Below are 24029 nucleotides of genomic sequence, written 5' to 3'. Positions count from 1 at the left end.
AAACAAACATCAAGATCAAATCTCTTTGCGTTTCTTTTGCGCTTCGCCGCTTCTGTTTTGCGCTTCGTTTCGAAGCACTGCATCAGCAGCGAAGCCTTAGACTGTAGCACAGCTTTTTCGGCCTGCGCAAGAGATTCGAAAGAATTTCTTGAAAAGTCCGCTGGCCTTGCCTGAGGACGACCGGCGGGCCTGCATCAGTGCAGGCGCTGGGAGCTTGCCGCGAACGCCTGGCTGGCCGTCTTCTCCGGATCCTCACTAGACAGGATGGCAGGCAGCGCACCCTTCAGCTTCTGAGAGTCGGCCCGCAGTATGCGCTGCTTGACCGATGGGATCTGAGACGGGTGCATGGAGAAATTGCGCAGGCCCATGGCCAGAAGGAGGTCGGTGAAGACGGCATCGCCGGCCATCTCTCCGCAGACGCTGACTGACTTGCCCGCCGCGCGCGCCTGCGAGATCGAACTGGCGATCAGCTGCAGCACGGCCGGATGCCAGGGGTCATACAGATGGGCGACCGCCTCATCCGCGCGGTCGATGGCCAGGGTGTACTGGATCAGGTCATTGGTGCCAATGGACACAAAGTCCACATGCGGCAGCAGCAATGGCAGCATCACCGCGGCCGCCGGGATCTCGATCATGACGCCCAGATCCACCTGCGTGTAGGCTTGGCCGTTGTCGTCCAGCTGCTGCTTGACACGCTTGAGGGTGTCCAGGATCTGACGGACCTCGCTGAGGTGGGCGACCATGGGAATCAGCAGGCGAATCTTGCCGAAGGCGCTGGCTCTGTAGATGGCTCGCAGCTGCTGGCGGAACATGCTGGGCTCCGCCAAGCTCCAGCGGATGGCCCGCAGGCCCATCGCGGGATTGAGCACATGCTCATGCCGCAGTTCATTGGCTGACATGCGATCCAGCGGTTTGTCGGCCCCGACATCCACGGTGCGGATAGTCACCGGCATGCCCCGCATCGCCTCGACAGCAGCCTTGTAGGCCTGGAACTGCTCCTCCTCCGTGGGCAGCTCGCCGTCACGGTTCATGAAGAGGAACTCGCTGCGGAACAGACCCACGCCGGTGGCGCCGGCCTCCACTGCCGCGGCCGCATCGGCCGGCAGCTCGATATTGGCATGCAGCTCAATGCGCTCCCCATCCAGCGTGACCGCCGGCGTGTGACGCAGACGGGCCAGGCGGGCTCGCTCCAGCTCGCTCTGACGCTGCCGGAAGCGGTACTCCTCCAGGACGATGGGCGAAGGGTTGACGATGACCACGCCGCTGTCGCCATCAATGATGACCCAGTCGTCCTGGCGGATCAGGCGCGAAGCCTCGCGGGTGCCGACCACCGCCGGGATGTCCATGCTGCGCGCCACGATGGCCGTATGCGAGGTCTTGCCGCCGATGTCGGTGATGAAGCCGTGAAAGACGCTGCGCTTGAACTGCATCATGTCGGCCGGCGCGATGTCGGCCGCCACCAGCAGCAGCGGATCCTCACCCGCGAAGTCGCGTTGCACCACCTGGGCGGCCCCGACCTGGGTCTGGCCCTGCTCGGCAGCCATGGCACCCAGCAGGCGCTCCACCACCTGCTCCAGGTCCGCCTTGCGTTCGCGCAGGTAGTCGTCCTCCATCTCGTCGAACTGCCGCGCCAGCACTTCCAGCTGGGCTGACAGCGCCCACTCGGCGTTGTAGTGGCGCTCGACGATCCACTGCCGCGTTGCCCCCAGCAGGGCTTCGTCGTGCAGCAGCATCAGGTGCACGTCCAGCAGGGCCGCCAGCTCGTGGGGCGCGTCCTCGGGCATGTCCTCCTTCAGCGACTCCAGCTCGCGGGCGACCTCGTCGCGGGCGCGCAGCGCGCGCTTGATCTCGCTGGGCACATGGGCCGGGTCGATGAAGTAGTGGGCCACGTCCACGCGGCTGGATGCCACCAGCACGGCGCGGCCGATGGCCACACCCCGAGACACAGGAATGCCGAAAACCTGAAAACTCATGCGCCGACTGTAGCAGCCGCCTGTCACCCGGCTCCTGCGCCGAACGGGCAAAGTGCCGCTCTGGGGCTGTCATGTCAACGTCAAGATGCAGTCATGGGCACGTCACGCCCAGCGCCGAGCATGGCGACCGTCACAGCACGACGAGGCCACCCATGAGGGACATCCCCCTGCCCACCCTGCCTTTCTCGGAAATCCGGCCGCCCAAGGCGGAACGGAGGTCACTTCCAGACGCTGCGCAGCCGACTACAGGCACGGGTGAGGGCAAGCCTCGCCTGGACGTGGCCTGGGCGTGCACGCCCGACGAGATCCGCGCCGCCCAGCGCCTGAGGTACGAGGTCTTCGTCGAGGAGATGGGCGCCCGGCTCAGCCCGCCGGCCGATGCGCCCGCCGGCCACGACATCGACGCCTTCGACCCCTTCTGTGAACACCTGCTGGTGCGCGCCCTCTCCGCGGACGGCCACAGTGCCCAGGTCATCGGCACCTACCGCGTGCTGACGCCTGAGGCCGCACTGCGCGCCGGCGGGCTCTACAGCGAGACGGAATTCGATCTTGCCCCCCTTCGCGCCCTGCGCCCGCGCATGGTGGAGCTGGGCCGCTCCTGCGTGCATGCCGAGCACCGTTCCGGCGGCGCCATCATGGCCCTGTGGGGCGCGCTGGCGGAATTCATGGTGCGCAACCAGCTCGACACCATGATCGGCTGCGCCAGCGTCAGCATGCGAGATGGCGGCCACTACGCCGCCAGCCTCTGGCACCAGCTCAAGGACAGCCACATGGCACCCGAGCAATGGCAGGTGGCGCCCAAGCTGGCGCTGCCGGTGGATGAACTGCGCCAGGACCTGGCGGTCGAGCCGCCGCCCCTGATCAAGGGCTATCTGCGCTGCGGTGCGCGCATCCTGGGGCGCCCGGCGTGGGATCCGGACTTCAACACGGCCGACCTGCCCATGCTCATGCGCATCGACGACCTGCCGGCACGCTACCGCCGCCACTTCCTGGGCGCGGCGTCCTGAGCCGGGTGGACGCGGCGCCCGGCCCAGCCGGACGCCGCAAGGCTCACTCGCCTTCGCCGAACTTGTCGTTGACCAGGGCCGTGATGGCGTCCTGGGCGGCCTGTTCGTCCGGGCCGTCGGTTTCCAGCTCGACCTGGGAGCCAATCCCGGCGGCCAGCATCATGACGCCCATGATGCTCTTGGCATTGACGCGGCGGCTGCCGCGGCTCAGGAAAACCTCACATTGATAGGCGCCAGCCAGTTTGGTCAGCTTGGCCGATGCGCGGGCATGCAGGCCCAGCTTGTTGCTGATGGTGAGGGTCGTCTTGATCATCGGTCCGCGGGGTTGGAGGGCAATTCGCTGAGCACCACGCCCTGCGTGGCGCCCTGGCTGGCGCGCTGCACGAGCGCCGCCAGCGGCTCATGGGCGTAGCAGAGGCTGCGCCACAGCATGGGGACGTTGACGCCACTGAGCACGCGCACATGCCCCTGGACATCGGCCAGCCGCTGGGCAGCGTTGCTGGGGGTCGCGCCGTAGACGTCGGTCAGCACCAGCACGTCCTCGTGGCCGGCCTGCAGGATCAGGGCGCGGCCGCGCTGCTCGACGTCATCCGCCGACATGTCCGTCGTCACGTCCAGCACGGACAGCTGGGTGGCGCAATGGGGAAAGGTGTGCTCCGCCACGGCCTTGAGGGCCGAGGCCAGAGGAGCGTGGGCGATGAGCAGCAAGCCGGTCATGGGCTCATTATCAGCGGGCACGGCGCCAGCGCGACCCGAGACAAGCCCCTCACTGAGGCAATCTCACCGAAGCCACGAAGTTCTGCCAGGCGAGCTCGTCGTCCTTGGGGCCCAGCATGACCAGCTGATAGACCTTGAGCCCGCGGGAGAACAGCGCCTGCCGCGCCTTCTGCCCCGGACCGATCAAGGCCTGCTGCCCCGACTCCGGCCGCGGCGTCATGCCCGGCAGCTGCAAGGCCTGCCAGGCGGCCTCAGGCGCCTTCAACCGCTGCCGCAGCCCTTCTCCCATGGCATGCAAGGCGGGCCCGACCATGTCTGGCCTGGGCATCTCGGACCAGCTCAGGGAGAAGCCCAGCTCGCCCGCGCGGCACACCGCCAGCCCCATGGCCGGCTCCTGCGCACTCGCGGGACGACGGGCCTGCTCAGGCTTGCAGGGGAACATCAGCTCCGCGCCACTGCCTTCGGGCCGTACCTCGCGCCAGTTCAGCGAGGGCGCACAGGCGCCCAGCAGGAGCAGGCAGGCCAGAAGGCCCGCGCGCGGGGGCGTCTTGAGCGGTGTCATCCTCGCATTATCGAGGGATGGCAGCCTCGCGAGCGGCAGTCACAATCCGCCCATGCAAGACCCGACCCCCTCCCTGGCGGCCCTGCCGCCTGGCGCCCTCCGTGGCGTCACCGTGCTGGACCTCTCCCGCGTGCTGGCAGGCCCCTGGTGCACCCAGACCCTGGCCGACCTCGGCGCCAACGTCATCAAGGTCGAGCGCCCCGACAGCGGCGACGACACCCGTGCCTGGGGTCCGCCCTATCTCAAGACTGCGGACGGCCAGGACAGCAGCGAAGCCGCCTATTTCCTGGGTGCCAACCGCAACAAGCGCTCCATCACCGTCGACATCGCCCACCCGGAGGGCCAGGCCCTGATCCGCAGGCTGGCGCTGCAGGCGGACGTGCTGGTCGAGAACTTCAAGGTGGGGGACCTCGCCCGCTACGGCCTCGATGCGCAAAGCCTGCTGGCGCTCAAGCCAGGCCTGGTGGTGTGCTCCATCACCGGATTCGGCCAGACAGGCCCCTACCGCGACCGCGCCGGCTACGACTACGCCATCCAGGGCATGGGCGGCCTGATGAGCGTGACCGGCGAGCGCGACGACCTGCCGGGCGGCGGGCCGCAGAAGGTGGGCGTGGCAGTGGCCGACCTGTTCACCGGGCTCTATGCCACCGTGGCCATCCTTGCCGCGCTGCGCCACCGGGACCTCACCGGCCAGGGTCAGGTCATCGACATGGCCCTGCTGGACACCCAGGTGGCCATGCTGGCAAACCTCGGCGCCAACTACCTCTGCACCGGCAAGGCGCCGGGCCGCATGGGCAATGCGCACGCCAATATCGTGCCCTACCAGGTCTTCGAGACCCTCGACGGCCACCTGATCCTCGCCGTGGGCAATGACAAGCAGTACGCCAAGTTCTGCGAAATCGCCGGCCATCCCGAGTGGGCCACGGACCCGCGCTTCCTGCGCAACGCCGACCGCGTGCGCCACCGCGCCGAACTCGTCCCGCTGATCGCCGAGGCCCTGCGCCTGCAGCCCCGCCAGCACTGGCTGGGCCAGCTGGAGGCCGCCAAGGTGCCCTGCGGCGCGATCAACAACCTGGACGAGGTCTTTGCCGACCCCCAGGTCCAGGCCCGCGGCATGACCGTGCCCATGGCTCACCCCCTGAGCGATCAACTGCAGCTGGTCGCCAATCCGATCAAGCTGTCGGCCACGCCGGTGCAGTACCGGCGCCCCCCGCCCCTGCTGGGCCAGCACACGGACGAGCTGCTGGGCGAGGCAGGCATGACGCCTGCCGAAGTCCAGGCCCTGCGCGAACAAGGAGTGATCGGATGAGCGACTTTGTCCTGGTCCACGGTGCCTGGCATGGCGCCTGGTGCTGGAAACGCATCCTGCCGGCGCTGTGGAAGGCCGGCCACCGGGCCTTTGCCGTGAGCCTCAGCGGCGTGGGCGAGCGTGCCCATCTCGGGCCGGCGGGCATCACCCTGGACACCCACATCCAGGACGTCGCCGCCGTGATCGAGGCCGAGGAGCTGCAGGACTGCATCCTCGTCGGCCACAGCTACGCCGGCATGGTGATCACCGGCGTGGCGGACCGGCTGCACGATCGCATCGGCCAGCTGGTCTATCTGGATGCCGTCGTGCCCTGGACGGGCGACGCCTGGTCCAGCCGCCACAGCCCGGACACGCAGGCCCAGCGCCGCGCCCTCATCGCCCAGCTGGGCGTGCTGCCGCCTGCGCCCCCCAGCCTCTTTGGCCTGGCCGCAGACGATGCCGCCTGGGTCGAACGCCGCCAGACCGCCCACCCCGGCGGCGTCTATGACCAGGCCCTGCCCTATGACGCCGAGCGCTGGGCCCGCCTGCCGCGCCGCTTCATCGATTGCACCGAGCCCGCCCTGGCCACCATCGCCGCCAGCCGCCAGCGGGTGCGCAGCGAGCCTGGCTGGATCGTCGACGAGATCGCCACCGGGCATGACGCCATGATCAGCGCCCCCGAGGCCTTGCTGGACTGCCTGCTGGCCGCGGCGCAGGCCCGCCCCAAATCGTGACGCAGCCCCCCAGGCTGAGGGAAGGGCTGATCCCAGGCCCGCTGGAGGCGCCGGCTTTCACAATCCTGCACCAGGGCCTGCGGCACCGGCCCCCGAGTCACGGGATGGACGCTGCAGGCCAGACTGCCAACCATGGCAGGCCAGACCGGACTGACATCCGTCATCCGCAGGAATCCAGCCCCCGCCTTCATGCAGCACAGCCAGCAGTCCCTCTCCCACGCCGCAACGGCCAGCGCCGATTCCGCGGCCTGGGCGGACATCGTGCAGCAGCTGGGCGCCGAGATCGCCGGCCCGCTGAGCCAGGCTCTGGAGCGCATCCACACGCTCATCGCCACCGGCCAGATCGACCGCCAGAGCCTGCGCGCGCTGCGCGAGGGCGTCAGTCAGGCCCGCGAGGCCGGCATGATGGGCCAGCAGCTCGCACGCCTGGCGTCGGGCAAGCTGCGCCTGTCCAAGGAACGCCTGCAGCTCACCCAGATGCTGCGTGGCGTGCTGGCCCACCGCAGCCGCGAGGCCCTGGCCCGCGGCATCCAGATTCGCCAGGTGCTGAAACCAGCCGACGTGCTGGGGGACGGCGCCCTGCTCTTCGCCCTGCTCAATGCCCTGCTGGACTGGGCGCTGGCCTGCACGCATTCCTCGGTGGACTTCCGCCTGGACCTCAGCCCCTGGCCAGCGCGCGCCCGGCTGATCTGCCGCTTCGCGCACCGCTCGCTGGACCTGGTCGACGATGCGCGCGAGGAGGAGCTCCCCGCCGCCCTGAACTCCCTGGCCTGGCGCCTGCTGGAGCAGACGGCGCTGACCATGGGCCTGCAGCCCTTGCGAGAGCATGAAGCCGGCATCACCGAGCTGACCCTCGAGTTCCCTCACACCCTGCTGGACGAGCCCGGCGCCCCGCAGCCCGAGCCGTCCGAAGGCTGGGGCATGCCCGACGCGCGGGAGTTCGCCAACTCGTCCAACTCCAAGCCGCTGGCGGGCAGCCACCTGCTGATCGTCTCGCCGCGGCGCGAGCTGCGGGGGCAGATCCAGGATGCCGTGCGGCACATGGGCCTGATCATCGACGTGGTGAACACCATGGCCGAGGCCCAGCACTTCTGCATGGAGGGCCTGCCCCACGCGGTGATCTTCGAGAGCTCGCAGCGCGGCAGCGATCTCGAGGCACTCAAGACCGGCATCGTTCGCGACGTGGCGGACTTCTGCTTCATCGAGGTCCAGGAAGCCGCCCACCTCACCCAGCTCTCCAGCGCCACCGCCGACGGCATGGCCCGCATCGCCCGTGGCAGCCTGGCCGAGGCCCTGCCGGCCATGCTGCTGTTCGAGCTCTCGAAGTCGCTGTAGTCCCTCGGACCAGACCGGCGGCCGCGCGCTTCTTGCCCCTGCGCAGGACCTGCCCACGCCCGCTGTCCTACACTGGGCGCCTGCCATCCTGGATGCTGCCTGCCATGCGCCGCTTCGTCATTCCCGCCCTTCTTGTCGCCGCCCTTGCCGGAGCCGGCGTGCTCGGCTATCAGAGCCTGCTCTCGACCCAGAAGGCGCCCGCCGTCAGCTATGTGCTGCTGAACGGGCAGAAGCTGGATTCGACGAACTGGCAGGGCAAGGTCATGCTGGTGAATTTCTGGGCCACGAGCTGCACGACCTGCGTGCACGAGATGCCGCAGATCATCGCCACCCACGAGAAGTTCAAGCAGCGCGGCTTCGACACCCTGGCCGTGGCCATGAGCTATGACCCTCCGGCCTATGTCTCGACGTTCGCCGAGACCCGGCAGCTGCCCTTCAGCGTCGCCATCGACAACACCGGCGAGATCGCCCGGCAGTTCGGCGATGTGCGCCTGACCCCCACCACCGTGCTGATCAACAAGCAGGGCGAGATCGTCAAGCGATTCGTCGGCGAGCCGGACTTCGCCGCCCTGCACGCCCTGATCGAGAAGCTGCTGGCGCAAGGCTGAGCCGCGTCGCCATGGAGATCTACGAAGTCGGCGGCGCCGTGCGCGACAGCCTGCTGGGCCGCCCCGTCAGCGACCACGACTGGGTGGTGGTGGGCGCCACCCCTCAGGACATGCTCGACCGCGGCTTCCAGCCCGTGGGCAAGGACTTCCCGGTCTTCCTGCATCCCCGGAGCCACGAGGAATACGCGCTGGCGCGCACCGAACGCAAGACGGCGCCGGGCTACCACGGCTTCAGCGTCCATGCCGCGCCCGACGTCACGCTGGAGCAGGACCTCAGCCGGCGAGACCTCACCATCAACGCCATGGCCCGCGATGCCCAGGGCCGGCTGATCGACCCTTACGGTGGCCAGCGTGACCTGGCGGCGCGCTGCCTGCGCCATGTCTCGCCCGCCTTTGCCGAGGACCCGGTGCGCATCCTGCGCCTGGCCCGCTTCGCCGCGCGCTTCCACGACTTCAGCGTCGCCCCCGAAACCCTGACGCTGATGCGCACCATGGTCGATGCCGGCGAGGTGGACGCCCTGGTGGCCGAACGCGTCTGGCAGGAGCTGTCACGCGGGCTCATGGAGGCGCACCCCTCGCGCATGATCGAGGTGCTGCGCGAGTGCGGCGCCCTCGCCCGCCTGGCGCCGGAGCTGGACCAGCTCTTCGGCGTGCCCCAGCCCGAACAGCACCATCCGGAAATCGACACCGGCGCGCACCTGCTGCTGGTGCTGGACCAATGCGCGGCGATGGACGCACCACTGCCAGTGCGTTACGCCTGCCTGTGCCATGACCTGGGCAAGGGCGGGACGCCGCCCGAGGAATGGCCGCGTCACATCGCTCACGAGGTGCGCAGCGAGCGCCTCAGCCGGGCACTGAGCGAGCGCTGGCGCGTGCCCACCGAGGCCCGCGAGCTGGCCGAACTGGTGGCGCGCGAGCACACCCACGTCCACCAGAGCGAAAGCTTCAGCCCCGAGGCCCGCCTGCGCCTGCTGGACCGTTGCGACGCCTGGCGCCGCCCGGAGCGCTTCGGGCAGCTGCTGTGGGCCTGCGAGTGCGATGCCCGCGGCCGCGCCGGCCTGCAGGCAAGACCCTATCCGCAGCGCGAGCGGCTCGCCGCCGACCTCCGGCGTCTGCAGGCCCTGGACCAGGCCGCCATCAGTGCCGAAGCCCTCGCCCGCGGGCTGAAGGGCCCGGCCATCGGCCAGGCGATCCATCACGCCAGGCTGGCGGCGCTGAAGGCAGCCGGCTGATGCTGCCTGTCTGGCGGGCCCTTGTCCGGGGCTCGTCAGAGCGTGTGGCTGCGGTCCCCGCGGCTGAAGCCGATGGCCTCGAACTCCGGCCCAGCCACGAAGCCGATCACCTTGAAGAGCTCGCCCATCTCATGCTCGGCCAGCAGCTTGTGCGCCATGGTCCGCGCGGGCAGCGAGGCCCGGGCCATCAGCTCGATCAGCCCGCAGTTGATGAGGAAGTTGGCCTGGCTGGTGTAGCCCAGCACCTGCAGGCCGGCGTCCTGGCCGGCCAGGGCGATGCCGGTGAAGTTGACGTGGGCGGTGATGTCCTTGTTGCCCACGCGCTGCAGCGGGTCGGGATCGGCCTGGTGCAGGTAATGGCACATCAGCGTGCCGCCGCTGCGCTGGGGGTGGTAGTACTCGGCCTCGGGAAAGCCGTAGTCGATGAAGAAGGCGGCGCCGCGTTCCAGCTGCGCCGCGAGGGTCCGCACGAAGGCCTCCGCCTGGGCGTGCAGCTCGGTGAGGAAGCCGGGCACGAAGCCATCCGGCGGCGCGCAGGGCGGCTGCAGGGGCGTCGGCCGGTCGGCCCAGCCCAGGCCCTCACCCTCGCGCACCACGCCGCGCTCCAGCCACTGCCGGCCGTCATAGCGGATGAGCTGCACTGGCATGGCGTCCAGCACCTCGTTGCCCACCACCACGCCGCAGAAACGCTCAGGCAGCGCATCCAGCCAGACCACCTTGTGGGCCCAGGGCCTGAGCCGCTCGGCCTGCCGCGCGCGCAAGGTGCCGGAGAGGTCGACGATCACATAGCGGCGCACTGCATCGCCCAGGGTCGAGAGTAGCTGCTCCGCCAGCGCGCCGGTCCCTGCGCCGAACTCCCAGACCTCGTCGGTCGCCGTCTGGCTCAGGGCCTGAGCCACCTGGGCCGCCAGGGCCTGGCCGAAAAGGGGCGAGAGCTCGGGCGCGGTGACGAAGTCGGAGCCGCTGTCCGGCAGCAGGCCGAACTTCTGGCGGCCGCCGCTGTAATAGCCGTGCTCCGGCGCGTAGAGCGCGGTGCTCATGAACCGGTCGAAGGGCCACCAACCCTCATCGGCCAGGTGTTCGCGGATCTGGTGCAGCAGGGGCGTGCCGGTCTCGGCGCTCTGCGGCCTGGAGCTATCGTTCGCTGACATCCGGGCATTGTAGGGACCGGCTGCCGCCAGGTCGCCGGCCCTCAGGACGCGGCCCGGCGCTGGCTCAGCCAGTGCTCGAATTCGGCCGCGGGCATGGGCGGGCCGATCAGCTCGCCCTGCAGGCTGTGGCAGCCCCAGTCGCCCAGCAGCTGCGCCTGGCCCGCGTCACGCACCCCCTCGGCGCTGACCTGCAGCCCCAGGCCCAAGCCCATCTGCACGATGGCCCGGGTGATGGCCACAGCCTTGCTGTCGCCGGGCAGGCCGGCCACGAAGCTCTGGTCGATCTTGAGCTTGTCCACCGGCAGGCGCCCCAGGTGGGACAGGGAGGTGTAGCCCGTTCCGAAGTCGTCGACCGAGATGCTCAGCCCCAGGGCGCGCAGGGCCTGCAGCAGGGCCGGTACGCGCTCGATGTCGTCCATGAGCATGCGCTCGGTGAGCTCCAGCTCCAGCCAGGTCCCGGGCACGCCGGCGTCCTGCAGCACCAGGGCCACCACGCGGTCGAAATCCTCCAGCCGGAACTGCATGCTGCTGAGATTGACCGCAATGGGCACGGCCGCGATACCGCGTTCATGCCAGTCCCGGCTCTGGCGTGCGGCCTCGCGCATCACCCACTCGCTGAGCGGCAGCATCAGGCGGTGACGCTCCGCGACGTCGATGAAGGCGTCCGGCGTCAGCAGGCCGCGCTGCGGATGGCGCCAGCGCAGCAGGGCTTCGGCACCGCGCAGCTGGCCGCTGCGGGCGTCGATCTGGGGCTGGTAGAAGAGCTGGAATTCGTCGCGGGTGAGGGCCAGGGCGAGCTCGGCTTCCAGCACCAGGTCGGCATAGGCGCGCTCGGCCAGTTCGGGCTCGAAGAAGCGGTAGTTGGCGCGGCCGCTGGCCTTGGCCAGGTACATCGCGGCGTCAGCGTGCTGGATCAGCTCCTCGGCGCTTGAACCGTGCTCGGGATACATGGCCACGCCGATGGAAGGCGTCACCGAGAGGTCGCGCCCGTCTGCCTGGACCGGCACCTCCACCACCGCCAGCAGGGCCGACAGCACGGCCTGCACATCGGCGCGGCTGTGGACATCGGCCAGCAGCACCACGAATTCATCGCCGCCAAAGCGGCCGACGAGGTCCGTGCTGCGCAGGCAGGCGCTGACGCGGTCCGCCACCGTGCCCAGGACCTTGTCGCCCTCCAGATGGCCCAGGGAGTCGTTGACGCGCTTGAAATTGTCCAGGTCGATGAAGAGCAGGGCCAGCGAGCGCGGCGGCACATGAGCGTCCTCCAGCCGGGCCTGCATGCGCTCCATGAAGGCGGCGCGATTGAGCAGCTGGGTCAGGGGATCGTGGTGCGCCAGGTGGTGGATGCGGGCCTGCGTGGCGAGCTGCTCGCGGATGTCGCGGATGATGGTCATGCGCAGGCGCTCGCCCTGGCGCTCCAGCGTGCGCACGATGAATTCCACCGGAATGCGCTCGCCGCTGCGGTGCACGATGGCGGATTCGTAGCGCAGCTCCTGGCCCGCCATCATCACGCTGTTGACCTTGGGCCGCATGTCGGGCGCGACGAAGTTCAGGGCCGGCTGCCCGACGAGCTCGTCCAGCCGGTAGCCCACCAGCTCGCACAGGGGCGGGTTGGCATCGGTGATGATGCCGCCCTTGTGGAAGAGGATGCCCTCCACCGTGGCCTGCATGAATTTGTCGAGGCGCTCCTCGGACTCGCGCAGGGCCGCCTCGGCGCTGCGCCGCTCGCTGATGTCATTGATCAGCACGAAGGCGCCAATGACCGGGCTGCCCGCCCCCTGCCCCGGTGCGAACTGCGGCAGCAGATTGACTTCCAGCCAATGCGGGCGGCCGTCCGGCGCCTGCATCTGCCGCTCATAGCGCACGGCCGCGCCGCGCTGCATGACCTGGTCCACATAGGGCTGGATCTGGCGTGCAGCCTCCTCGCCGATGACCTCGGAAAAGGTCCGCCCCAGCACCGAGCGGGTGCTGTGACCGAAGGTGCGGGCATAGGCGAGGTTGGCGAATCGGCAGTGGAAGGTGTGGGCTTCGTAGAGCGCCATCAACACGGGCACGTTGTCGGCCAGCAGGCGCAGCATCTGCGCCTCGTCGAGGGCGCCGTGGAGGGCGCGTTGCAGCTCTTCCAGTGCGCTGTCGCCCTCGGCCATCAGCCCGCTCCCGTCTCGCCCAGCTGCCGCCGGTAGACCGCTTGAGCCAGGCACAGGTCTTCCCAGGCCCGGGCCTTGTCAGGCAGGTTGCGAAGGAGGTAGGCCGGGTGGTAGCTGACCACCACCGGGATGCCCTGGTAGTCGTGGACCTGGCCGCGCAGCCGGCCGATGGCCTCGCTGCGCTGAAGCAGGGTCTGCACGGCAAAGCGGCCCAGGGCCAGGATGATGCGGGGCTTCACCAGCTCGATCTGACGCTGCAGATAAGGCAGGCACTGGGCCAGCTCGGCAGGTTCGGGATTGCGGTTGCGCGGCGGCCGGCACTTCAGGGTGTTGGCGATGAAGACCTGCTGCACCGCCTCTGCGCCGCCTCGGGTCAGGCCCAGGGCACGCAGCATGTTGTCCAGCAGCTTGCCGGCCTGGCCGACGAAGGGCTCGCCCTGCAGGTCCTCCTGCTCGCCGGGCGCCTCACCGATGATCATCCAGTGGGCCTGCTCGTGGCCCACGCCGAAGACGGTCCGCTGCCGTCCATCGCAGAGCCCGCAGGCGCGGCAGGACGCCACGCTGTCGCGCAGCTGGGCCCAGTCCATGGCCTGGATGGCCGCGGCACGCTCGCCCTGCGCCGCCCCCAGGGCCGCTGGGAGCAGCGCCTGGAGGGCGCTCGCAGCCGGTGGTTCGGCGGCAGCCGGTGCCGGCGCGGGGACCTGCACCGCACGGGGCGGTGCGGCCGGACGGCCAGTGCTACGGCCACCGTCACGGCCGGCAGGCTCGGGTGCTGGCGCCTTTTGCAGAGGGGCCTGCGCAGGGCGCTCGGCAAGGGCCAGATCCGACACCGGCGCCGCCTTGCCGGCCGTCACCGCGGAAGAGGTCGAGGCCGGCTCGCCCGGGGCGTTGGGCAGCGGCATCCAGACCTTGAGGCCCATGGCCTCCAGCATCGCGCGTTGGCGCGCATCCCAGCTCACAGGGGGCTCCTTCGCAGGGCTCGTGGCAGGCGCGAGACCTGATGGCAGAGGGCCGGGCTCATGGCTGCACCTCCGGGTTCAGGGGCTGTGCCGCCAGCTGCAGGCTCATCAGCACGGCATCCTCACGTTGGCCTTGTGCGGCGGGATAGTAGGCGCGGCGCCGGCCGACCTCGGCGAAGCCATAGCGGCGATACAGCTGGCGCGCCCGTTCATTGCCCAGCCGCACCTCCAGCCACAGCTGAAGGCAGCCGGACTGGCGGCACAGCCGGCACAGGGCGTCCAGCATCTGGCGTGCATGGCCCCGCCCTTGCGAGGCGGGCGCCACGCTGATGTTGAGCAGATGCATCTCGTCCACGCCCTGCAGCGCCAGGAAGTAGCCCACCGCCATGCCCCCGTCCTCCAGCAGCCAGGCCTCGTAGCCGGCCGCGAGGGAATCGATGAAGTTGCCGCGGGTCCAGGGAAACTCATAGACCTGGTTCTCGATGGCCAGCACCGCTTCCAGGTCGGGGATCTGCATGCGGCGCAGCCGGGGCGCCGCCGACACAGCCAGGCAGGCGCTCACGAAGCAGCCTCCAGGCCGGCCGCGTGCCGCTGCAGGTCCAGGCGAGCGCTCATGCGCCCCCCTTGGCAGCCAGGCGTTCGGCGGTGGTCTGGGCGACCTTGTCACGCACGTAGACCGGCATGGCTTCAGCGGCATCGACCGCACGGCCGGCCAGAAAGGCCTGGCGGGCCAGCGAGCCCAGCGCTGCAGCACGCGAGCGCGCCTGCGAGGCCTGGACGATGCCGGCCGGCAGCGCCGGTGCGAGATCCTGGGCGAAAGCGGTCAGGGCATTGCCGGCGACAGCCTGCGGCGGGAGCCCGCGCAAGGCCTCGATCAAGGCGGGCAGCCCATACAGAGCCGGCGCACGCAGCGTCTCCCAGCGATCGCCCAGCCAGCGGTAGGCCGCGGCGTAGACCTCGTTCATGCGCGCGTCCATCAGCACCCAGCAAGTGCCCGCCAGGTCGGCAGGCGCCAGCTGGAGTCGGAGGTCCTCGGCCACCAGCAGGAGGCTGTCAATGGGGAGGACCGGCCTGGCGGCGCCAAAGGCCAGGCCCTGGGCCACGGCGCAGGCGGTGCGCAGGCCGGTGAAGGCGCCGGGGCCGGCGGCAAAGGCGATGGCATCCAGCTGGGCCAGCGTCAGGCCGGCCTGCGCCAGCAGGGCCATGGCCTGCGGCACCATCTGCTCACTGGCCCGGGCGCCGCCCTCACTCTCATGAGACAGCAGCCCGGACTCGCGGCTCAAGGCCACAACCAGGGTTTCAGTGGAACTATCCAGAGCCAGCAGAACAGACATGGCTGCAGTGTAGCGGCCCACCTCTCCCGAAGTGGGCCGCGTCCCCCATCGTCAGGGGATGAGCGCCATGGCGCCGCGGGGCTCAGCGCCCGATCAGAAGCTGTAGCCCAGCGACAGGCTGTAGACCGTGGGGCGGAAGTTGATCCGCGTGCTGCGGGTGATCTCGCCGTCGCGGGTCTGGGTCACGGCGGTCATGTCGCTCTTGACGTCGGCCCGCGCCACGGTGGCCACCAGGGACCAGTGCTTGTCATACACGACCGTCAGGCCCACGTGGCCGGCCAGGCCCCAGGAGTCCGACAGCTTGATGCTGGTGGGGCCGCCCGATGCCGCATCGCCGGACGGCGTGCTGCGGGTCTTGGTGAAGCGGGTGTAGTTGATCCCCAGACCCACAAAGGGCTGGACCCGCTGCCACAGGTTCACGAAGTGGTAGTTGGCGAACACCGTGGGCGGCATCTGCTCGACCACCGAGACCTGGCCGAAAGCCTGGATGAAACCGGCGCCATAGACCTTGTGCGCCGGCGGCAAGCCCAGCGCCACCTCCGCGCTCCATTGCGGCGAATAGCGGTAGGTGTAGCCGAAGCCCAGGGTTTCGGCCGAACCGATGCGCAGCAGCGCGCCCGGGGCGGGGATGGCCGGACCGCCGGTCAGCGGGGGCATGGTGGCATCGACGTCGATGTGGGCGCCGCCAAGGTAGACGGTGTGCTGGGCCTGGGCGCCCGCTGCAGCCAAGGCCAGCAGGCCGGCACACAGGATGTGGTTTGCTTTCATGTCTTGATGCTCCTGGATGTCGTCTTCAGAGGCCGGCGGCCAGCACTTGCTGGAAGAAGCCGCGTGCCAGGGCGTTGCAGAACGGCGGCACCAGCCCGCCGTGGTACTGAGCCTGAGCCGAGCTGCCGGCCGCCGCCTTCGCCTGCTGGAAGCCGTAATAGACGGTCTGTCCGGCGGCGCCGGCGGGCAGGGAGCTGAGGGTTTCCAGGTCGTAGACGCCCATCAGCGGCATGCCTCGGGCCTTGAGGTCCGCGGCGGCGACACCGGTGTTGAGGTCGTAGAACACCGTGGGATCGGCCTTGCCGCCGCACAGGGCGATCGGGCGCTTGGTGTTCAGGCCCAGCAGGGTGTTGGTCTGCAGCGCCTTGCGGAAGTTGGAGGTGGCGTAGCTGGCCCTGAAGCTGTCCTTGAGCAGGCCGCCCGTTCCGAACAGCTTGGTGAAGGTCGGATCGGCGGGCAGCTTGCCGGCGGCCATCAGGTCGGCAATGGGGGTGTCCGTGGGCAGCAGGGTCTCGGCAGACGCATCGAAGGGCGCCTGGTAGGCCTCGCTGGGCGAGGCATAGATGTTGCCGTAGGACTTCTGGTAGCTGGTCAGCTGCAGCATCGAGAAGATCGTGGCGCCTGCATTGGCCTGCACATTGACCACGGCATCACCGAAGCCCACCAGGTTGTACGGGCCGGACATCGGCGCCGATGCGGTGATCTTGAACTCGCCGCTGTAGTCGCGCTCGATGATCTTGTGGGTGGCCAGGGCCACATGGCCGCCTTGCGAGTAGCCGGCGAGCAGCAGCTTGTCGGAGGGCTTGGTGCCGCTTTCCGCCTTCAGGTGGGCCAGGCCGGCGCGCAGGCCGTCCACCATGTCCACGGCCTGCGCCTCGGCATTCAAGTAGGGGTGGAAGCTCAGGCTCGAACGCTCGTAGCCCAGGAAGTTGGGGGCGATCACGATGAAGCCCTGGGCGGCGTACATGGCCATCATCAGCGAGGCTTCGCGGTTGTTGGTGACGTCGGCCAGGTTGTAGCTCTTCTGCGTGGCGGTGCCATGGGCATACAGCAGCACGGGGCGGCTGCCCGTGCAGGCGGCATCGGTGCCGGTGGGCACCAGGACGCCCGCCGAGGCCGTGGCCGGCTGGCCTTGCGGGTCACGGGTCATGTAGTAGACGTAGCGGACGTCGACCTCGCACTTGGCCTTGCCCGACAGCGGCTGCAGGCCGCTCGCGGAGGTGCCGGCATCGATCTGGGCCTGGGTGGCGTGACCCGCCAGCGTGCCGTAGATGATGGTGCCGCGAGCGGCGGGCGGTTCATCGCGGCTTTCGCTGGTGCCGCCGCCACAGGCGGACAGTGCTGCGACGCTGATTGCCAGCATCGCCAGGTTGAACTTGCTCATCGTGCGTACCTCTGCAGTCGGCATGGATTGGGGATCAGGACAACAAAAACGAACGATCGTTCGCTTTTAATGTCGAGCACTATAGGCTGGCCAGATCATGACTCTAAGAAGTAAAAACCCCGACACCGTTGCCGGTGTCGGGGTGGAATCAGCGAACTTGAGGATGTCGTGCCTGCGAGCCCGCAGGCGGCCGACAGGCCGGTGCCGGCGCCTGCGTCAGAGCGGGTTGCGCAGCACGCGGGCCAGGGCGAGGTTGCCCAGCGTGGAGTGCCCGGCCGGACCGAGGCGGCGGTCGTCGGCCCACAGGAAGGTCTGGACCGTCGCCCCACCGACCAGGGTGTTCATCGTGCAATTGGGCAGACTCGCCGTGGCCTGGCAGGCCGGGTTCATGATGTCCGTGAGGCCATACTGGCCGGGGTACTTCGTGAACGAGGTCGACATGTCGTCGCCCAGCACCAGCGCACCCAGGCGGCCGTCATTGAGCGCGCCCAGGGCGCGGTACAGCTCGGTGTTGAAGGCCGTGGTCAGCGCCGACAGGAACTGCGCGCGGTTGAGCCCCTCGCGCACCGGCGGGCGGTTGTTGCGTTCCTGGAAGGCGAAGGGCGTGGCCCCGACATCGGGCAGGGACACCACGAGCGTGCGGCCGCCCGAGCGCATCATGCGCACGGCCAGCTCGCCCAGCTGGCGGCCGGCATCGCCCGCCGCGCTCATCAGGTCACCCTCCGACTGGGCCGGGTACTGCGCATAGAGCCCCAGGATGTCATGGGTGCCGACGAACAGCGTCACCAGGGTGTGCTCCGTCATCACGTCGCTGGCCAGGTAGCGGTCCAGCTGCGCGCGGACGTCATCGACCTTGGCGCCGTTGGCGGCCATGATCCGCCCCTGCGGCGCGGCCAGGTTGCTGGGATTGCACTGCGGGAACACCATGCCGTAGCGATTGGCCAGGGCCTGGATCCACAGGGGATTGCTGGCGCAGTCCACCGTGTTGCTGACGGAGTTGATCGCGTTGACGCTGTACTTGCGACCGTCCGCCGTCAGCACGCTGGCCTCGTCGCCGAAGGCGACCAGCCGCGTGGGCGCAAAGGCCTCAATGGGCTCACTGCCCCCGCCGCAACCGGCCAGGGCCGCAGCGGCCACCAGGCCGATCAGCAGGGCACGGGCGCTGCCTCGTGCAGCTTGCTTCAAACTCTTCATGAACACTCCATCACGGGAAATCAATCGCCAGCCCCGGTGGCGAAAGCAGCTGCCGCGCGCGACAGGCGGTCGCGCACGCCGTCCCAGGTTGAATCCGAGGGGGGCTGCTCCACCCAGATCTCGCGCATGCCGGCCTCGTCCAGCTCGCGCAGCACGGCAAACAGGTCGTGGGCTGCGGCACGCGCATCGTCGGGCAGGGGGCGCCAGAGCTCGGGCGACCGGGCTGGCATGGTGCGCGAATATACCGCCACACCCTTGGGAACTTCTTTGGCCAGGGCAGATTCGATGGCCGCCTGGCTCAGCAGGCGCACCACCGCACTGGGCGCGTAGTGGGCCTCGAGCGTGCCCGAGGCCCGCGGCGCAGCTGCATCGCGCGCGTGCAGCGGTTCGCCCAGCGCCGCCTCGATCTGGGCGCGCGTCAGCACCCCCGGGCGCAGCAGCACGGGATGGCCGCGGCTGCAGTCGATGATGCTGGACTCGATGCCCACCTCGCAGTCCCCGCCATCCAGGATGATCAGGGACTCGTCGAACTCGCTGCGCACATGGGCCGCGTGCGTGGGACTCACCCGCCCGAACCGATTGGCGCTGGGAGCGGCCACGCCGCGCACGCCCAGCCGCAGCGCCTCGCGCAGCAGGGCCTGGGCGACCGGATGCGCGGGGCAGCGCAGGCCCACGGTGTCCTGCCCACCGGCTGCGGCCGCGGCCATGCCCTCGGCACGCGGCACGATGACCGTCAGCGGGCCGGGCCAGAAGGCCTGCATCAGCTTGCGGGCCGACGCGGGCAGGCGGGCCGCGAAAGGCTCGGCTGCGGCCATGTCGGGCACGTGGACGATCAGCGGATGGTCCGCCGGCCGACCCTTGGCAGCGAAGATCTGGGCGACCGCCGCGTCGTCGTCGGCGCGAGCGCCCAGGCCGTAGACGGTCTCGGTAGGCAAGGCCACCAGGGCGCCGCGGGCCAGGGCCTCGGCGGCCTGGCGCACGGCGGCAGGATCGGCTCCATTCAGCAGCATGGTCTCAGCTCCGCTCGCAGGCTCACCACGCGTCCGGCAGGCCCAGCAGGCGGGCGGCGGCACGGGCCGAGTCCTCGGCCGCCTCGGGCGTTGCGGCCGTGATGTTCAGGTGACCCATCTTGCGCCCCGGCCGGGCGCTCAGCTTGCCGTAGAGATGCAGGTGGGTGCCCGGCAGGGCCAGCACCTCGCCCCAGGGCGGCGTGCGCTCGGTGCCCGCGGCATCGAACCAGAGGTCGCCCAGCAGGTTCAGCATCACCGTGGCCGAATGCAGGCGCGGCGGACGCAGCGGCAGGCCAGCCATGGCGCGGACCTGCATCTCGAACTGCGAGACGTCGCAGGCGTTCATCGTGTAATGACCGGAGTTGTGCGGGCGCGGGGCCATCTCGTTGACCACCAGGGAGCCGTCCTGCAGCAGGAAGAACTCCACGCACAGCACGCCCACGTAGCCCATTTCGGCCGCGATGCGCGAGGCTGACTCCACCACCTGCTGCTGCAGCGCCGCCGACACGGCCGGCGCCGGCACCTGGGTGACGGCGAGGATGCCGTCGCGGTGCAGGTTCTGCTGCACGGGGAAGTGCACGATCTGGCCGTCATCGCCCCGCACGACGATGCAGGACAGCTCCAGCTGCAGCGGCAGCATCTGCTCCAGCACACAGGGCACGCCCTTCAGCGCATGGAAGGCCTCGGCCAGCGCCTGCGGCGTCTTGACGCGGACCTGCCCCTTGCCGTCATAGCCCATGCGGGCCGTCTTGAGAATGCCGGGCAGCAGGCTGGCGGGCACCGCGGCCAGGTCGACCTCGCTCCGGATCACGGCATAAGGCGCACAGGCCACGCCGCTGCGCTGGAAATGCGCTTTTTCGTCGGCCCGGTCCTGGCAAATGGCCACGCAGTCGCCGGCAGGCGCCACGAAGCGCTGCCGCGCCAGGCGGCGCAGGGCGTCGGCGGGCACGTTCTCGAATTCGGTGCTGATGGCATCGCTGGCCGCGGCCAGGCGGGCCAGGGCGGCTTCGTCCAGGTAGTCGGCCTGGAGGTGCTCATGGGCGATCAGGCCGGCCGGGCTTTCCGGGTCCGGGTCCAGCACCACGGTGCGGTAGCCCAGGGCCTGGGCCGCGTGCACGAACATGCGGCCCAACTGGCCGCCGCCCATCACGCCCAGGGTGGCCGTGCCGGCTTCCAGACGCTTGGCCATCAGATCAGGTCCTTGCTCATGCCGCGGGCATGCTCGGTCTGGCGCTGGCGGTAGGCCGCCAGCTGCTCGCGCAGGGCGGCATCGTCCTGGGCCAGCATGGCCACGGCGAACAGCGCGGCATTGCCGGCGCCGGCCGTGCCGATGGCGAAGGTGGCCACGGGAATGCCCTTGGGCATCTGGACGATGGAGTGCAGGGAATCCACGCCCTGCAGGTGGCGGCTGGCCACCGGCACGCCCAGCACGGGCACGAGCGTCTTGGCCGCCAGCATGCCCGGCAGGTGGGCAGCACCGCCGGCACCGGCGATGATGGCGCGCAGGCCGCGGGCCTGGGCCTGCTCGGCGTAGGCGAACATGTCGTCCGGCATGCGGTGGGCGGAGACCACCTGCGCCTCGAAGGGCACACCGAACTCGGAGAGAATGTCTGCGGCGTGCTTCATGGTCTCCCAGTCACTGCTGGATCCCATCACCACGCCGATCAGGGGAGAGGCGCTGCTCACGGCTCGCTCCATAGGCTGGAAAACCTTGAATTGTAGGCGGCGCGCCCCATCTGCCGCCGGAGTGCCGGGCCACGAGGCGCCGACATCCGGCAAGAACACACCCCACACCATGATCGACATCACTCTTCAGAACTTCGAGACCGAACTGCTGCAGGCTTCCATGCAGCAGCCGGTGCTGCTGGACATCTGGGCGCCCTGGTGCGGCCCGTGCAAGAGCCTGGGCCCCATCCTCGAACGCCTGGAGGCCGACTACGGCGGCCGCTTCCTGCTGGCCAAGCTCAACAGCGACGAGCAGCCCGAGATCGCCAGCCAGCTGAGCCAGGCCTTCGGCGTGCGCAGCATTCCCTTCTGCGTGATGTTCGTGGGCGGCCAGCCGGTGGACGGTTTCGTGGGCGCCATTCCCGAGTCCCAGATCCGCGAATTCCTGGCCAAGCACCTGCCCGAGGCCGGTGAACTGGAGGCAGAGCAGGATCTGGCCGAGGGCGAGGACCTGCTGGCCGAGGGCGACGCCGATGCCGCGCTGGCCAAGTTCATTGCCGCGCTCGAGGCCGATCCCGGCAACGAAGCCGCCCGCTTCGACCTGGTCAAGGCCCTGCTGGAATCCGGCCGTGTGGGCGAGGCCCGCGCCGCCTTCGAGCCGGTGGCCGTGCAGGCCGCCGACACCATCACCCCGCACGCCCGCTTCGCTGCCCTGGCCCTGTGGCTGCAGGCGGCCGAGGCCGCGCAGCGCGGCCTGGACGCCAGCGCCCTGCAGGCCGCCGTTGCCGCCAACAAGCGAGACTTCGACGCCCGCTACGGCCTCGTGCAGCTGCATTTCGCCGCCGGCCGCTTCACCGAGGCCATGGAGGAGCTGCTGGAAATCATCATGCGCGACAAGGCCTGGAACGGCGAGCTGGCGCGCAAGACCTACGTCGCCATCCTCGAGATCCTGACCAAGCCCCAGCCCAAGGCCTCGGCACCCGCCGCCGGCGAGCCCAAGGGCGGGCTGCAGCTGGCCGGCCACGCGACCGTGGCGCCCGCGGATCCGCTGCTGGACCAGTACCGCCGCAAGCTGTCGATGGCGCTGTTCTGACGCTCGGTGTCAAGACCTGACCCCGAGAGGGAAAAGCAAAAGGCCCGCCGATGCGGGCCTTTGTCATGGCGGACCGATCCGGTCAGCCGCTGACGACACCCGCCTGCGCGGCCTGCTTGTCCGCGTGGTAGCTGGAGCGCACCAGGGCACCCACGGCGGCGTGGGTGAAGCCCATCTTGTAGGCCTCGGCCTCGTACATCTTGAAGACGTCGGGGTGCACGTAGCGGCGCACCGGCAGGTGATGGCCGGACGGGGCCAGGTATTGCCCGATGGTGAGCATGTCGATGTTGTGGGCGCGCATGTCGCGCATCACCTGCAGCACTTCCTCGTCGGTCTCGCCCAGGCCCACCATGATGCCGCTCTTGGTCGGCACGCCCGGCACTTCTTCCTTGAAGCGCTTGAGCAGGTTGAGGCTGAACTCGTAGTCCGAACCCGGGCGCGCTTCCTTGTACAGGCGCGGTGCGGTCTCGAGGTTGTGGTTCATCACATCGGGCGGGGCGGCCTTGAGGATGTCCAGTGCGCGGTCCATGCGGCCGCGGAAGTCGGGCACCAGGACCTCGATCTGGGTGCTGGGACTCAGCTCGCGGACCTTGCTGATGCAGGCGGCGAAGTGGCCGGCACCGCCGTCGCGGAGGTCGTCACGGTCCACGCTGGTGATCACCACGTACTTGAGCTTCAGCGCGGCGATGGTCTTGGCGAGGTTCTCGGGCTCGTTGACGTCCAGCGGGTCGGGGCGGCCGTGGCCGACGTCGCAGAAGGGGCAGCGGCGGGTGCACTTGTCGCCCATGATCATGAAGGTGGCCGTGCCGTGGCCGAAGCATTCACCGATATTGGGACAGGACGCTTCCTCGCAGACCGTGTGCAGCTTGTGCTCGCGCAGGATCTGCTTGATCTCGTAGAAGCGGGTGCTGGGCGAGCCGGCCTTCACGCGGATCCAGTCCGGCTTCTTGAGGGTCTCGGCGGGCACGATCTTGATGGGGATGCGTGCCGTCTTGGCCTGGGCCTTCTGCTTGGCGCTGGCGTCGTAGTCGTCGCCGGTCTTGGCTTCGTGCGTGATGTTCTCGGTGGGCATGGCGCCTCGTCCTCAGGGCTGGCTCGCTGCAGGCTCAGTGCAGCTTCATGGCGTGAGCTGGGCAGCCAGCCGCTCGCCGAATCGCTGGGCCACGGTGGTCCAGTCGGAGAAAACCCGAAGTGTAGCGAGGTCCACCGTCTTCAGTCCTGCGTATCCGCAAGGGTTGATGCCATCGAAAGGGTGCAAATCCATGCCCACATTGAGGGCCACGCCGTGGTAACTGCAGTGCCGGCTGATCTTGATCCCCAGGGCGGCGATCTTGCCCAGGCCCTTGAACGGGTCGCTGGGATCGGCCGGGCCGGTGAGGGCAGCGTGGGAGGACGGGTCGTCCAGCCGCACATAGATGCCCGGGGCGCCGGAGACGCGGTGGCCGGTGACGCCGAAGGTCTCCAGCGTCTGGATCACGGCCGCCTCCAGCCGGAAGACGTACTCGCGGACATAGATGCCCAGGCGCTGCAGGTCCACCAGGGGATAGGCCACCACCTGGCCGGGGCCGTGGTAGGTCACCTGGCCGCCGCGGTTGGTCTGCACCACCGGGATGCCGGCCGGATCGAGCACATGGTCGGCCTTGCCGGCCAGGCCCTGGGTGTAGACGGGATCGAACTCGCAGAGCCAGAGCTCGTCCGGCGTGTCCGGGCCGCGCTCCGCGGTGAAGGCCTGCATGGCGGCCAGGGTGGCCGCATAGTCGACGCGGCCCAGGGTCTTGATCAGCATGGGCCAGATGGTAGCGCCGCCCCTGTAAGGCCCCACGGCGCCGCCGCGACCAAGACTGCGTTACAAGCCGCAAAGTACCGAA

Annotated in this window: 24 protein-coding genes; 7 read left to right on the top strand and 17 right to left on the bottom strand. The window is 69.5% G+C overall.

The features are described 5' to 3' along the window. Positions 1 to 194 precede the first annotated feature (194 nt). On the bottom strand, positions 195 to 1973 hold the full coding sequence (gene ptsP / locus ABDJ40_RS20535; RefSeq protein WP_347612451.1) for a phosphoenolpyruvate--protein phosphotransferase: 1779 nt from the start codon (positions 1971 to 1973) through the stop codon (positions 195 to 197). A gap of 152 nt (positions 1974 to 2125) precedes the next feature. On the opposite strand from ptsP, the gene ABDJ40_RS20530 reads away from it, so the two are divergent. After that, a complete protein-coding gene (locus tag ABDJ40_RS20530; RefSeq protein WP_347612449.1) occupies positions 2126 to 2980 on the top strand; it encodes a GNAT family N-acetyltransferase in 855 nt (284 codons plus the stop codon). Positions 2981 to 3023: 43 nt separating this feature from the next. Here ABDJ40_RS20530 and ABDJ40_RS20525 read toward each other — a convergent pair whose 3' ends face one another. From ABDJ40_RS20525 to ABDJ40_RS20515, 3 genes are read right to left on the bottom strand one after another with little or no spacing between them, the layout of a single operon-like run. Continuing rightward, a complete protein-coding gene (locus ABDJ40_RS20525) occupies positions 3024 to 3293 on the bottom strand; it encodes an HPr family phosphocarrier protein (protein ID WP_183105400.1) in 270 nt (89 codons plus the stop codon). Further along, positions 3290 to 3697 carry a PTS sugar transporter subunit IIA gene (locus ABDJ40_RS20520; RefSeq protein ID WP_269631370.1) on the bottom strand — a complete coding sequence of 136 codons (408 nt, stop codon included), beginning with the start codon at positions 3695 to 3697 and terminating at the stop codon, positions 3290 to 3292. Before ABDJ40_RS20520 ends, ABDJ40_RS20525 begins: the two co-directional genes overlap by 4 nt. Positions 3698 to 3746: 49 nt before the next feature. Next, positions 3747 to 4259 (bottom strand): hypothetical protein, encoded by a 513-nt coding sequence (locus ABDJ40_RS20515; RefSeq protein ID WP_347612447.1) that lies wholly within the window; start codon positions 4257 to 4259, stop codon positions 3747 to 3749. A gap of 52 nt (positions 4260 to 4311) precedes the next feature. Between ABDJ40_RS20515 and ABDJ40_RS20510 the strand changes: the two genes are divergently transcribed. The 5 genes from ABDJ40_RS20510 (at position 4312) to ABDJ40_RS20490 (ending at position 9456) form a co-directional block, all read left to right on the top strand. Continuing rightward, complete coding sequence (locus tag ABDJ40_RS20510) at positions 4312 to 5568, top strand: CaiB/BaiF CoA transferase family protein (RefSeq protein ID WP_347612446.1); 1257 nt, start codon at positions 4312 to 4314, stop codon at positions 5566 to 5568. Beyond that, complete coding sequence (locus ABDJ40_RS20505; RefSeq protein ID WP_347612444.1) at positions 5565 to 6281, top strand: alpha/beta fold hydrolase; 717 nt, start codon at positions 5565 to 5567, stop codon at positions 6279 to 6281. Before ABDJ40_RS20510 ends, ABDJ40_RS20505 begins: the two co-directional genes overlap by 4 nt. A 132-nt stretch (positions 6282 to 6413) precedes the next feature. Next, positions 6414 to 7616, top strand: coding sequence for a hypothetical protein (locus ABDJ40_RS20500; RefSeq protein WP_347612442.1), 1203 nt, complete (start codon positions 6414 to 6416; stop codon positions 7614 to 7616). A 104-nt stretch (positions 7617 to 7720) separates the two neighbouring features. Further along, positions 7721 to 8224 carry a TlpA family protein disulfide reductase gene (locus ABDJ40_RS20495; RefSeq protein WP_347612440.1) on the top strand — a complete coding sequence of 168 codons (504 nt, stop codon included), beginning with the start codon at positions 7721 to 7723 and terminating at the stop codon, positions 8222 to 8224. A gap of 11 nt (positions 8225 to 8235) precedes the next feature. Continuing rightward, the gene (locus ABDJ40_RS20490; RefSeq protein WP_347612438.1) at positions 8236 to 9456 is read left to right on the top strand and encodes a multifunctional CCA addition/repair protein; all 1221 of its coding nucleotides are present in this window, start codon (positions 8236 to 8238) and stop codon (positions 9454 to 9456) included. 35 nt (positions 9457 to 9491) lie between these two features. On the opposite strand, the gene ABDJ40_RS20485 is transcribed toward ABDJ40_RS20490, so the two are convergent. The 11 genes from ABDJ40_RS20485 to purE form a co-directional block, all read right to left on the bottom strand. Next, positions 9492 to 10607: a class I SAM-dependent methyltransferase gene (locus ABDJ40_RS20485; RefSeq protein WP_347612436.1), complete on the bottom strand. Its 1116-nt coding sequence runs from the start codon at positions 10605 to 10607 to the stop codon at positions 9492 to 9494. Positions 10608 to 10648: 41 nt separating this feature from the next. Next, positions 10649 to 12754, bottom strand: coding sequence for a putative bifunctional diguanylate cyclase/phosphodiesterase (locus ABDJ40_RS20480; RefSeq protein ID WP_347612435.1), 2106 nt, complete (start codon positions 12752 to 12754; stop codon positions 10649 to 10651). Then, the gene (locus ABDJ40_RS20475; protein ID WP_347612433.1) at positions 12754 to 13713 is read right to left on the bottom strand and encodes a uracil-DNA glycosylase; all 960 of its coding nucleotides are present in this window, start codon (positions 13711 to 13713) and stop codon (positions 12754 to 12756) included. The genes ABDJ40_RS20480 and ABDJ40_RS20475 overlap by 1 nt, the downstream gene beginning before the upstream one ends. A gap of 58 nt (positions 13714 to 13771) precedes the next feature. Then, positions 13772 to 14275, bottom strand: coding sequence for a ribosomal protein S18-alanine N-acetyltransferase (gene rimI / locus ABDJ40_RS20470; RefSeq protein WP_347612432.1), 504 nt, complete (start codon positions 14273 to 14275; stop codon positions 13772 to 13774). A 49-nt stretch (positions 14276 to 14324) separates the two neighbouring features. Beyond that, on the bottom strand, positions 14325 to 15047 hold the full coding sequence (gene tsaB, locus ABDJ40_RS20465; RefSeq protein WP_347612431.1) for a tRNA (adenosine(37)-N6)-threonylcarbamoyltransferase complex dimerization subunit type 1 TsaB: 723 nt from the start codon (positions 15045 to 15047) through the stop codon (positions 14325 to 14327). A 93-nt stretch (positions 15048 to 15140) separates the two neighbouring features. Then, complete coding sequence (locus ABDJ40_RS20460; RefSeq protein WP_347612430.1) at positions 15141 to 15815, bottom strand: OmpW/AlkL family protein; 675 nt, start codon at positions 15813 to 15815, stop codon at positions 15141 to 15143. A gap of 25 nt (positions 15816 to 15840) precedes the next feature. Then, positions 15841 to 17199: an alpha/beta hydrolase family protein gene (locus ABDJ40_RS20455; RefSeq protein WP_347612428.1), complete on the bottom strand. Its 1359-nt coding sequence runs from the start codon at positions 17197 to 17199 to the stop codon at positions 15841 to 15843. A 216-nt stretch (positions 17200 to 17415) separates the two neighbouring features. Continuing rightward, positions 17416 to 18393, bottom strand: a complete 978-nt coding sequence (locus tag ABDJ40_RS20450) for an SGNH/GDSL hydrolase family protein (protein WP_347612425.1) — start codon at positions 18391 to 18393, stop codon at positions 17416 to 17418. Positions 18394 to 18413: 20 nt separating this feature from the next. Next, a complete protein-coding gene (locus ABDJ40_RS20445) occupies positions 18414 to 19403 on the bottom strand; it encodes an L-threonylcarbamoyladenylate synthase (RefSeq protein WP_347612423.1) in 990 nt (329 codons plus the stop codon). Positions 19404 to 19425: 22 nt separating this feature from the next. Next, positions 19426 to 20592 (bottom strand): 5-(carboxyamino)imidazole ribonucleotide synthase, encoded by a 1167-nt coding sequence (locus ABDJ40_RS20440; protein WP_347612421.1) that lies wholly within the window; start codon positions 20590 to 20592, stop codon positions 19426 to 19428. Further along, the gene (purE, locus tag ABDJ40_RS20435; RefSeq protein ID WP_430765663.1) at positions 20592 to 21056 is read right to left on the bottom strand and encodes a 5-(carboxyamino)imidazole ribonucleotide mutase; all 465 of its coding nucleotides are present in this window, start codon (positions 21054 to 21056) and stop codon (positions 20592 to 20594) included. Before purE ends, ABDJ40_RS20440 begins: the two co-directional genes overlap by 1 nt. 142 nt (positions 21057 to 21198) lie before the next feature. Between purE and ABDJ40_RS20430 the strand changes: the two genes are divergently transcribed. After that, positions 21199 to 22161, top strand: coding sequence for a tetratricopeptide repeat protein (locus ABDJ40_RS20430; RefSeq protein WP_347612419.1), 963 nt, complete (start codon positions 21199 to 21201; stop codon positions 22159 to 22161). A gap of 82 nt (positions 22162 to 22243) precedes the next feature. On the opposite strand, the gene lipA is transcribed toward ABDJ40_RS20430, so the two are convergent. Beyond that, positions 22244 to 23233: a lipoyl synthase gene (lipA, locus tag ABDJ40_RS20425; RefSeq protein ID WP_347612417.1), complete on the bottom strand. Its 990-nt coding sequence runs from the start codon at positions 23231 to 23233 to the stop codon at positions 22244 to 22246. Between the two features lie 45 nt (positions 23234 to 23278). Then, positions 23279 to 23947 carry a lipoyl(octanoyl) transferase LipB gene (gene lipB / locus ABDJ40_RS20420; RefSeq protein ID WP_347612415.1) on the bottom strand — a complete coding sequence of 223 codons (669 nt, stop codon included), beginning with the start codon at positions 23945 to 23947 and terminating at the stop codon, positions 23279 to 23281. Between the last annotated feature and the right edge of the window lie 82 nt (positions 23948 to 24029).

Source organism: Roseateles flavus (assembly GCF_039872765.1).
In the GTDB taxonomy this organism is placed as follows: domain Bacteria; phylum Pseudomonadota; class Gammaproteobacteria; order Burkholderiales; family Burkholderiaceae_C; genus Roseateles_B; species Roseateles_B flavus.
Note: the sequence above shows the minus strand (reverse complement) of the source record. Positions and strands in the feature narration are given on the sequence as shown.

Excerpts from the sequence above, each read along its gene's own strand:
- ptsP (WP_347612451.1), bottom strand. The coding sequence starts at position 1,973 with ATGAGTTTTCAGGTTTTCGGCATTCCTGTGTCTCGGGGTGTGGCCATC.
- ABDJ40_RS20530 (WP_347612449.1), top strand. The coding sequence starts at position 2,126 with ATGAGGGACATCCCCCTGCCCACCCTGCCTTTCTCGGAAATCCGGCCG.
- ABDJ40_RS20525 (WP_183105400.1), bottom strand. The coding sequence starts at position 3,293 with ATGATCAAGACGACCCTCACCATCAGCAACAAGCTGGGCCTGCATGCC.
- ABDJ40_RS20520 (WP_269631370.1), bottom strand. The coding sequence starts at position 3,697 with ATGACCGGCTTGCTGCTCATCGCCCACGCTCCTCTGGCCTCGGCCCTC.
- ABDJ40_RS20515 (WP_347612447.1), bottom strand. The coding sequence starts at position 4,259 with ATGACACCGCTCAAGACGCCCCCGCGCGCGGGCCTTCTGGCCTGCCTG.
- ABDJ40_RS20510 (WP_347612446.1), top strand. The coding sequence starts at position 4,312 with ATGCAAGACCCGACCCCCTCCCTGGCGGCCCTGCCGCCTGGCGCCCTC.
- ABDJ40_RS20505 (WP_347612444.1), top strand. The coding sequence starts at position 5,565 with ATGAGCGACTTTGTCCTGGTCCACGGTGCCTGGCATGGCGCCTGGTGC.
- ABDJ40_RS20500 (WP_347612442.1), top strand. The coding sequence starts at position 6,414 with ATGGCAGGCCAGACCGGACTGACATCCGTCATCCGCAGGAATCCAGCC.
- ABDJ40_RS20495 (WP_347612440.1), top strand. The coding sequence starts at position 7,721 with ATGCGCCGCTTCGTCATTCCCGCCCTTCTTGTCGCCGCCCTTGCCGGA.
- ABDJ40_RS20490 (WP_347612438.1), top strand. The coding sequence starts at position 8,236 with ATGGAGATCTACGAAGTCGGCGGCGCCGTGCGCGACAGCCTGCTGGGC.
- ABDJ40_RS20485 (WP_347612436.1), bottom strand. The coding sequence starts at position 10,607 with ATGTCAGCGAACGATAGCTCCAGGCCGCAGAGCGCCGAGACCGGCACG.
- ABDJ40_RS20480 (WP_347612435.1), bottom strand. The coding sequence starts at position 12,754 with ATGGCCGAGGGCGACAGCGCACTGGAAGAGCTGCAACGCGCCCTCCAC.
- tsaB (WP_347612431.1), bottom strand. The coding sequence starts at position 15,047 with ATGTCTGTTCTGCTGGCTCTGGATAGTTCCACTGAAACCCTGGTTGTG.
- ABDJ40_RS20460 (WP_347612430.1), bottom strand. The coding sequence starts at position 15,815 with ATGAAAGCAAACCACATCCTGTGTGCCGGCCTGCTGGCCTTGGCTGCA.
- ABDJ40_RS20455 (WP_347612428.1), bottom strand. The coding sequence starts at position 17,199 with ATGAGCAAGTTCAACCTGGCGATGCTGGCAATCAGCGTCGCAGCACTG.
- ABDJ40_RS20450 (WP_347612425.1), bottom strand. The coding sequence starts at position 18,393 with ATGAAGAGTTTGAAGCAAGCTGCACGAGGCAGCGCCCGTGCCCTGCTG.
- ABDJ40_RS20445 (WP_347612423.1), bottom strand. The coding sequence starts at position 19,403 with ATGCTGCTGAATGGAGCCGATCCTGCCGCCGTGCGCCAGGCCGCCGAG.
- ABDJ40_RS20440 (WP_347612421.1), bottom strand. The coding sequence starts at position 20,592 with ATGGCCAAGCGTCTGGAAGCCGGCACGGCCACCCTGGGCGTGATGGGC.
- purE (WP_430765663.1), bottom strand. The coding sequence starts at position 21,056 with ATGGGATCCAGCAGTGACTGGGAGACCATGAAGCACGCCGCAGACATT.
- ABDJ40_RS20430 (WP_347612419.1), top strand. The coding sequence starts at position 21,199 with ATGATCGACATCACTCTTCAGAACTTCGAGACCGAACTGCTGCAGGCT.
- lipA (WP_347612417.1), bottom strand. The coding sequence starts at position 23,233 with ATGCCCACCGAGAACATCACGCACGAAGCCAAGACCGGCGACGACTAC.
- lipB (WP_347612415.1), bottom strand. The coding sequence starts at position 23,947 with ATGCTGATCAAGACCCTGGGCCGCGTCGACTATGCGGCCACCCTGGCC.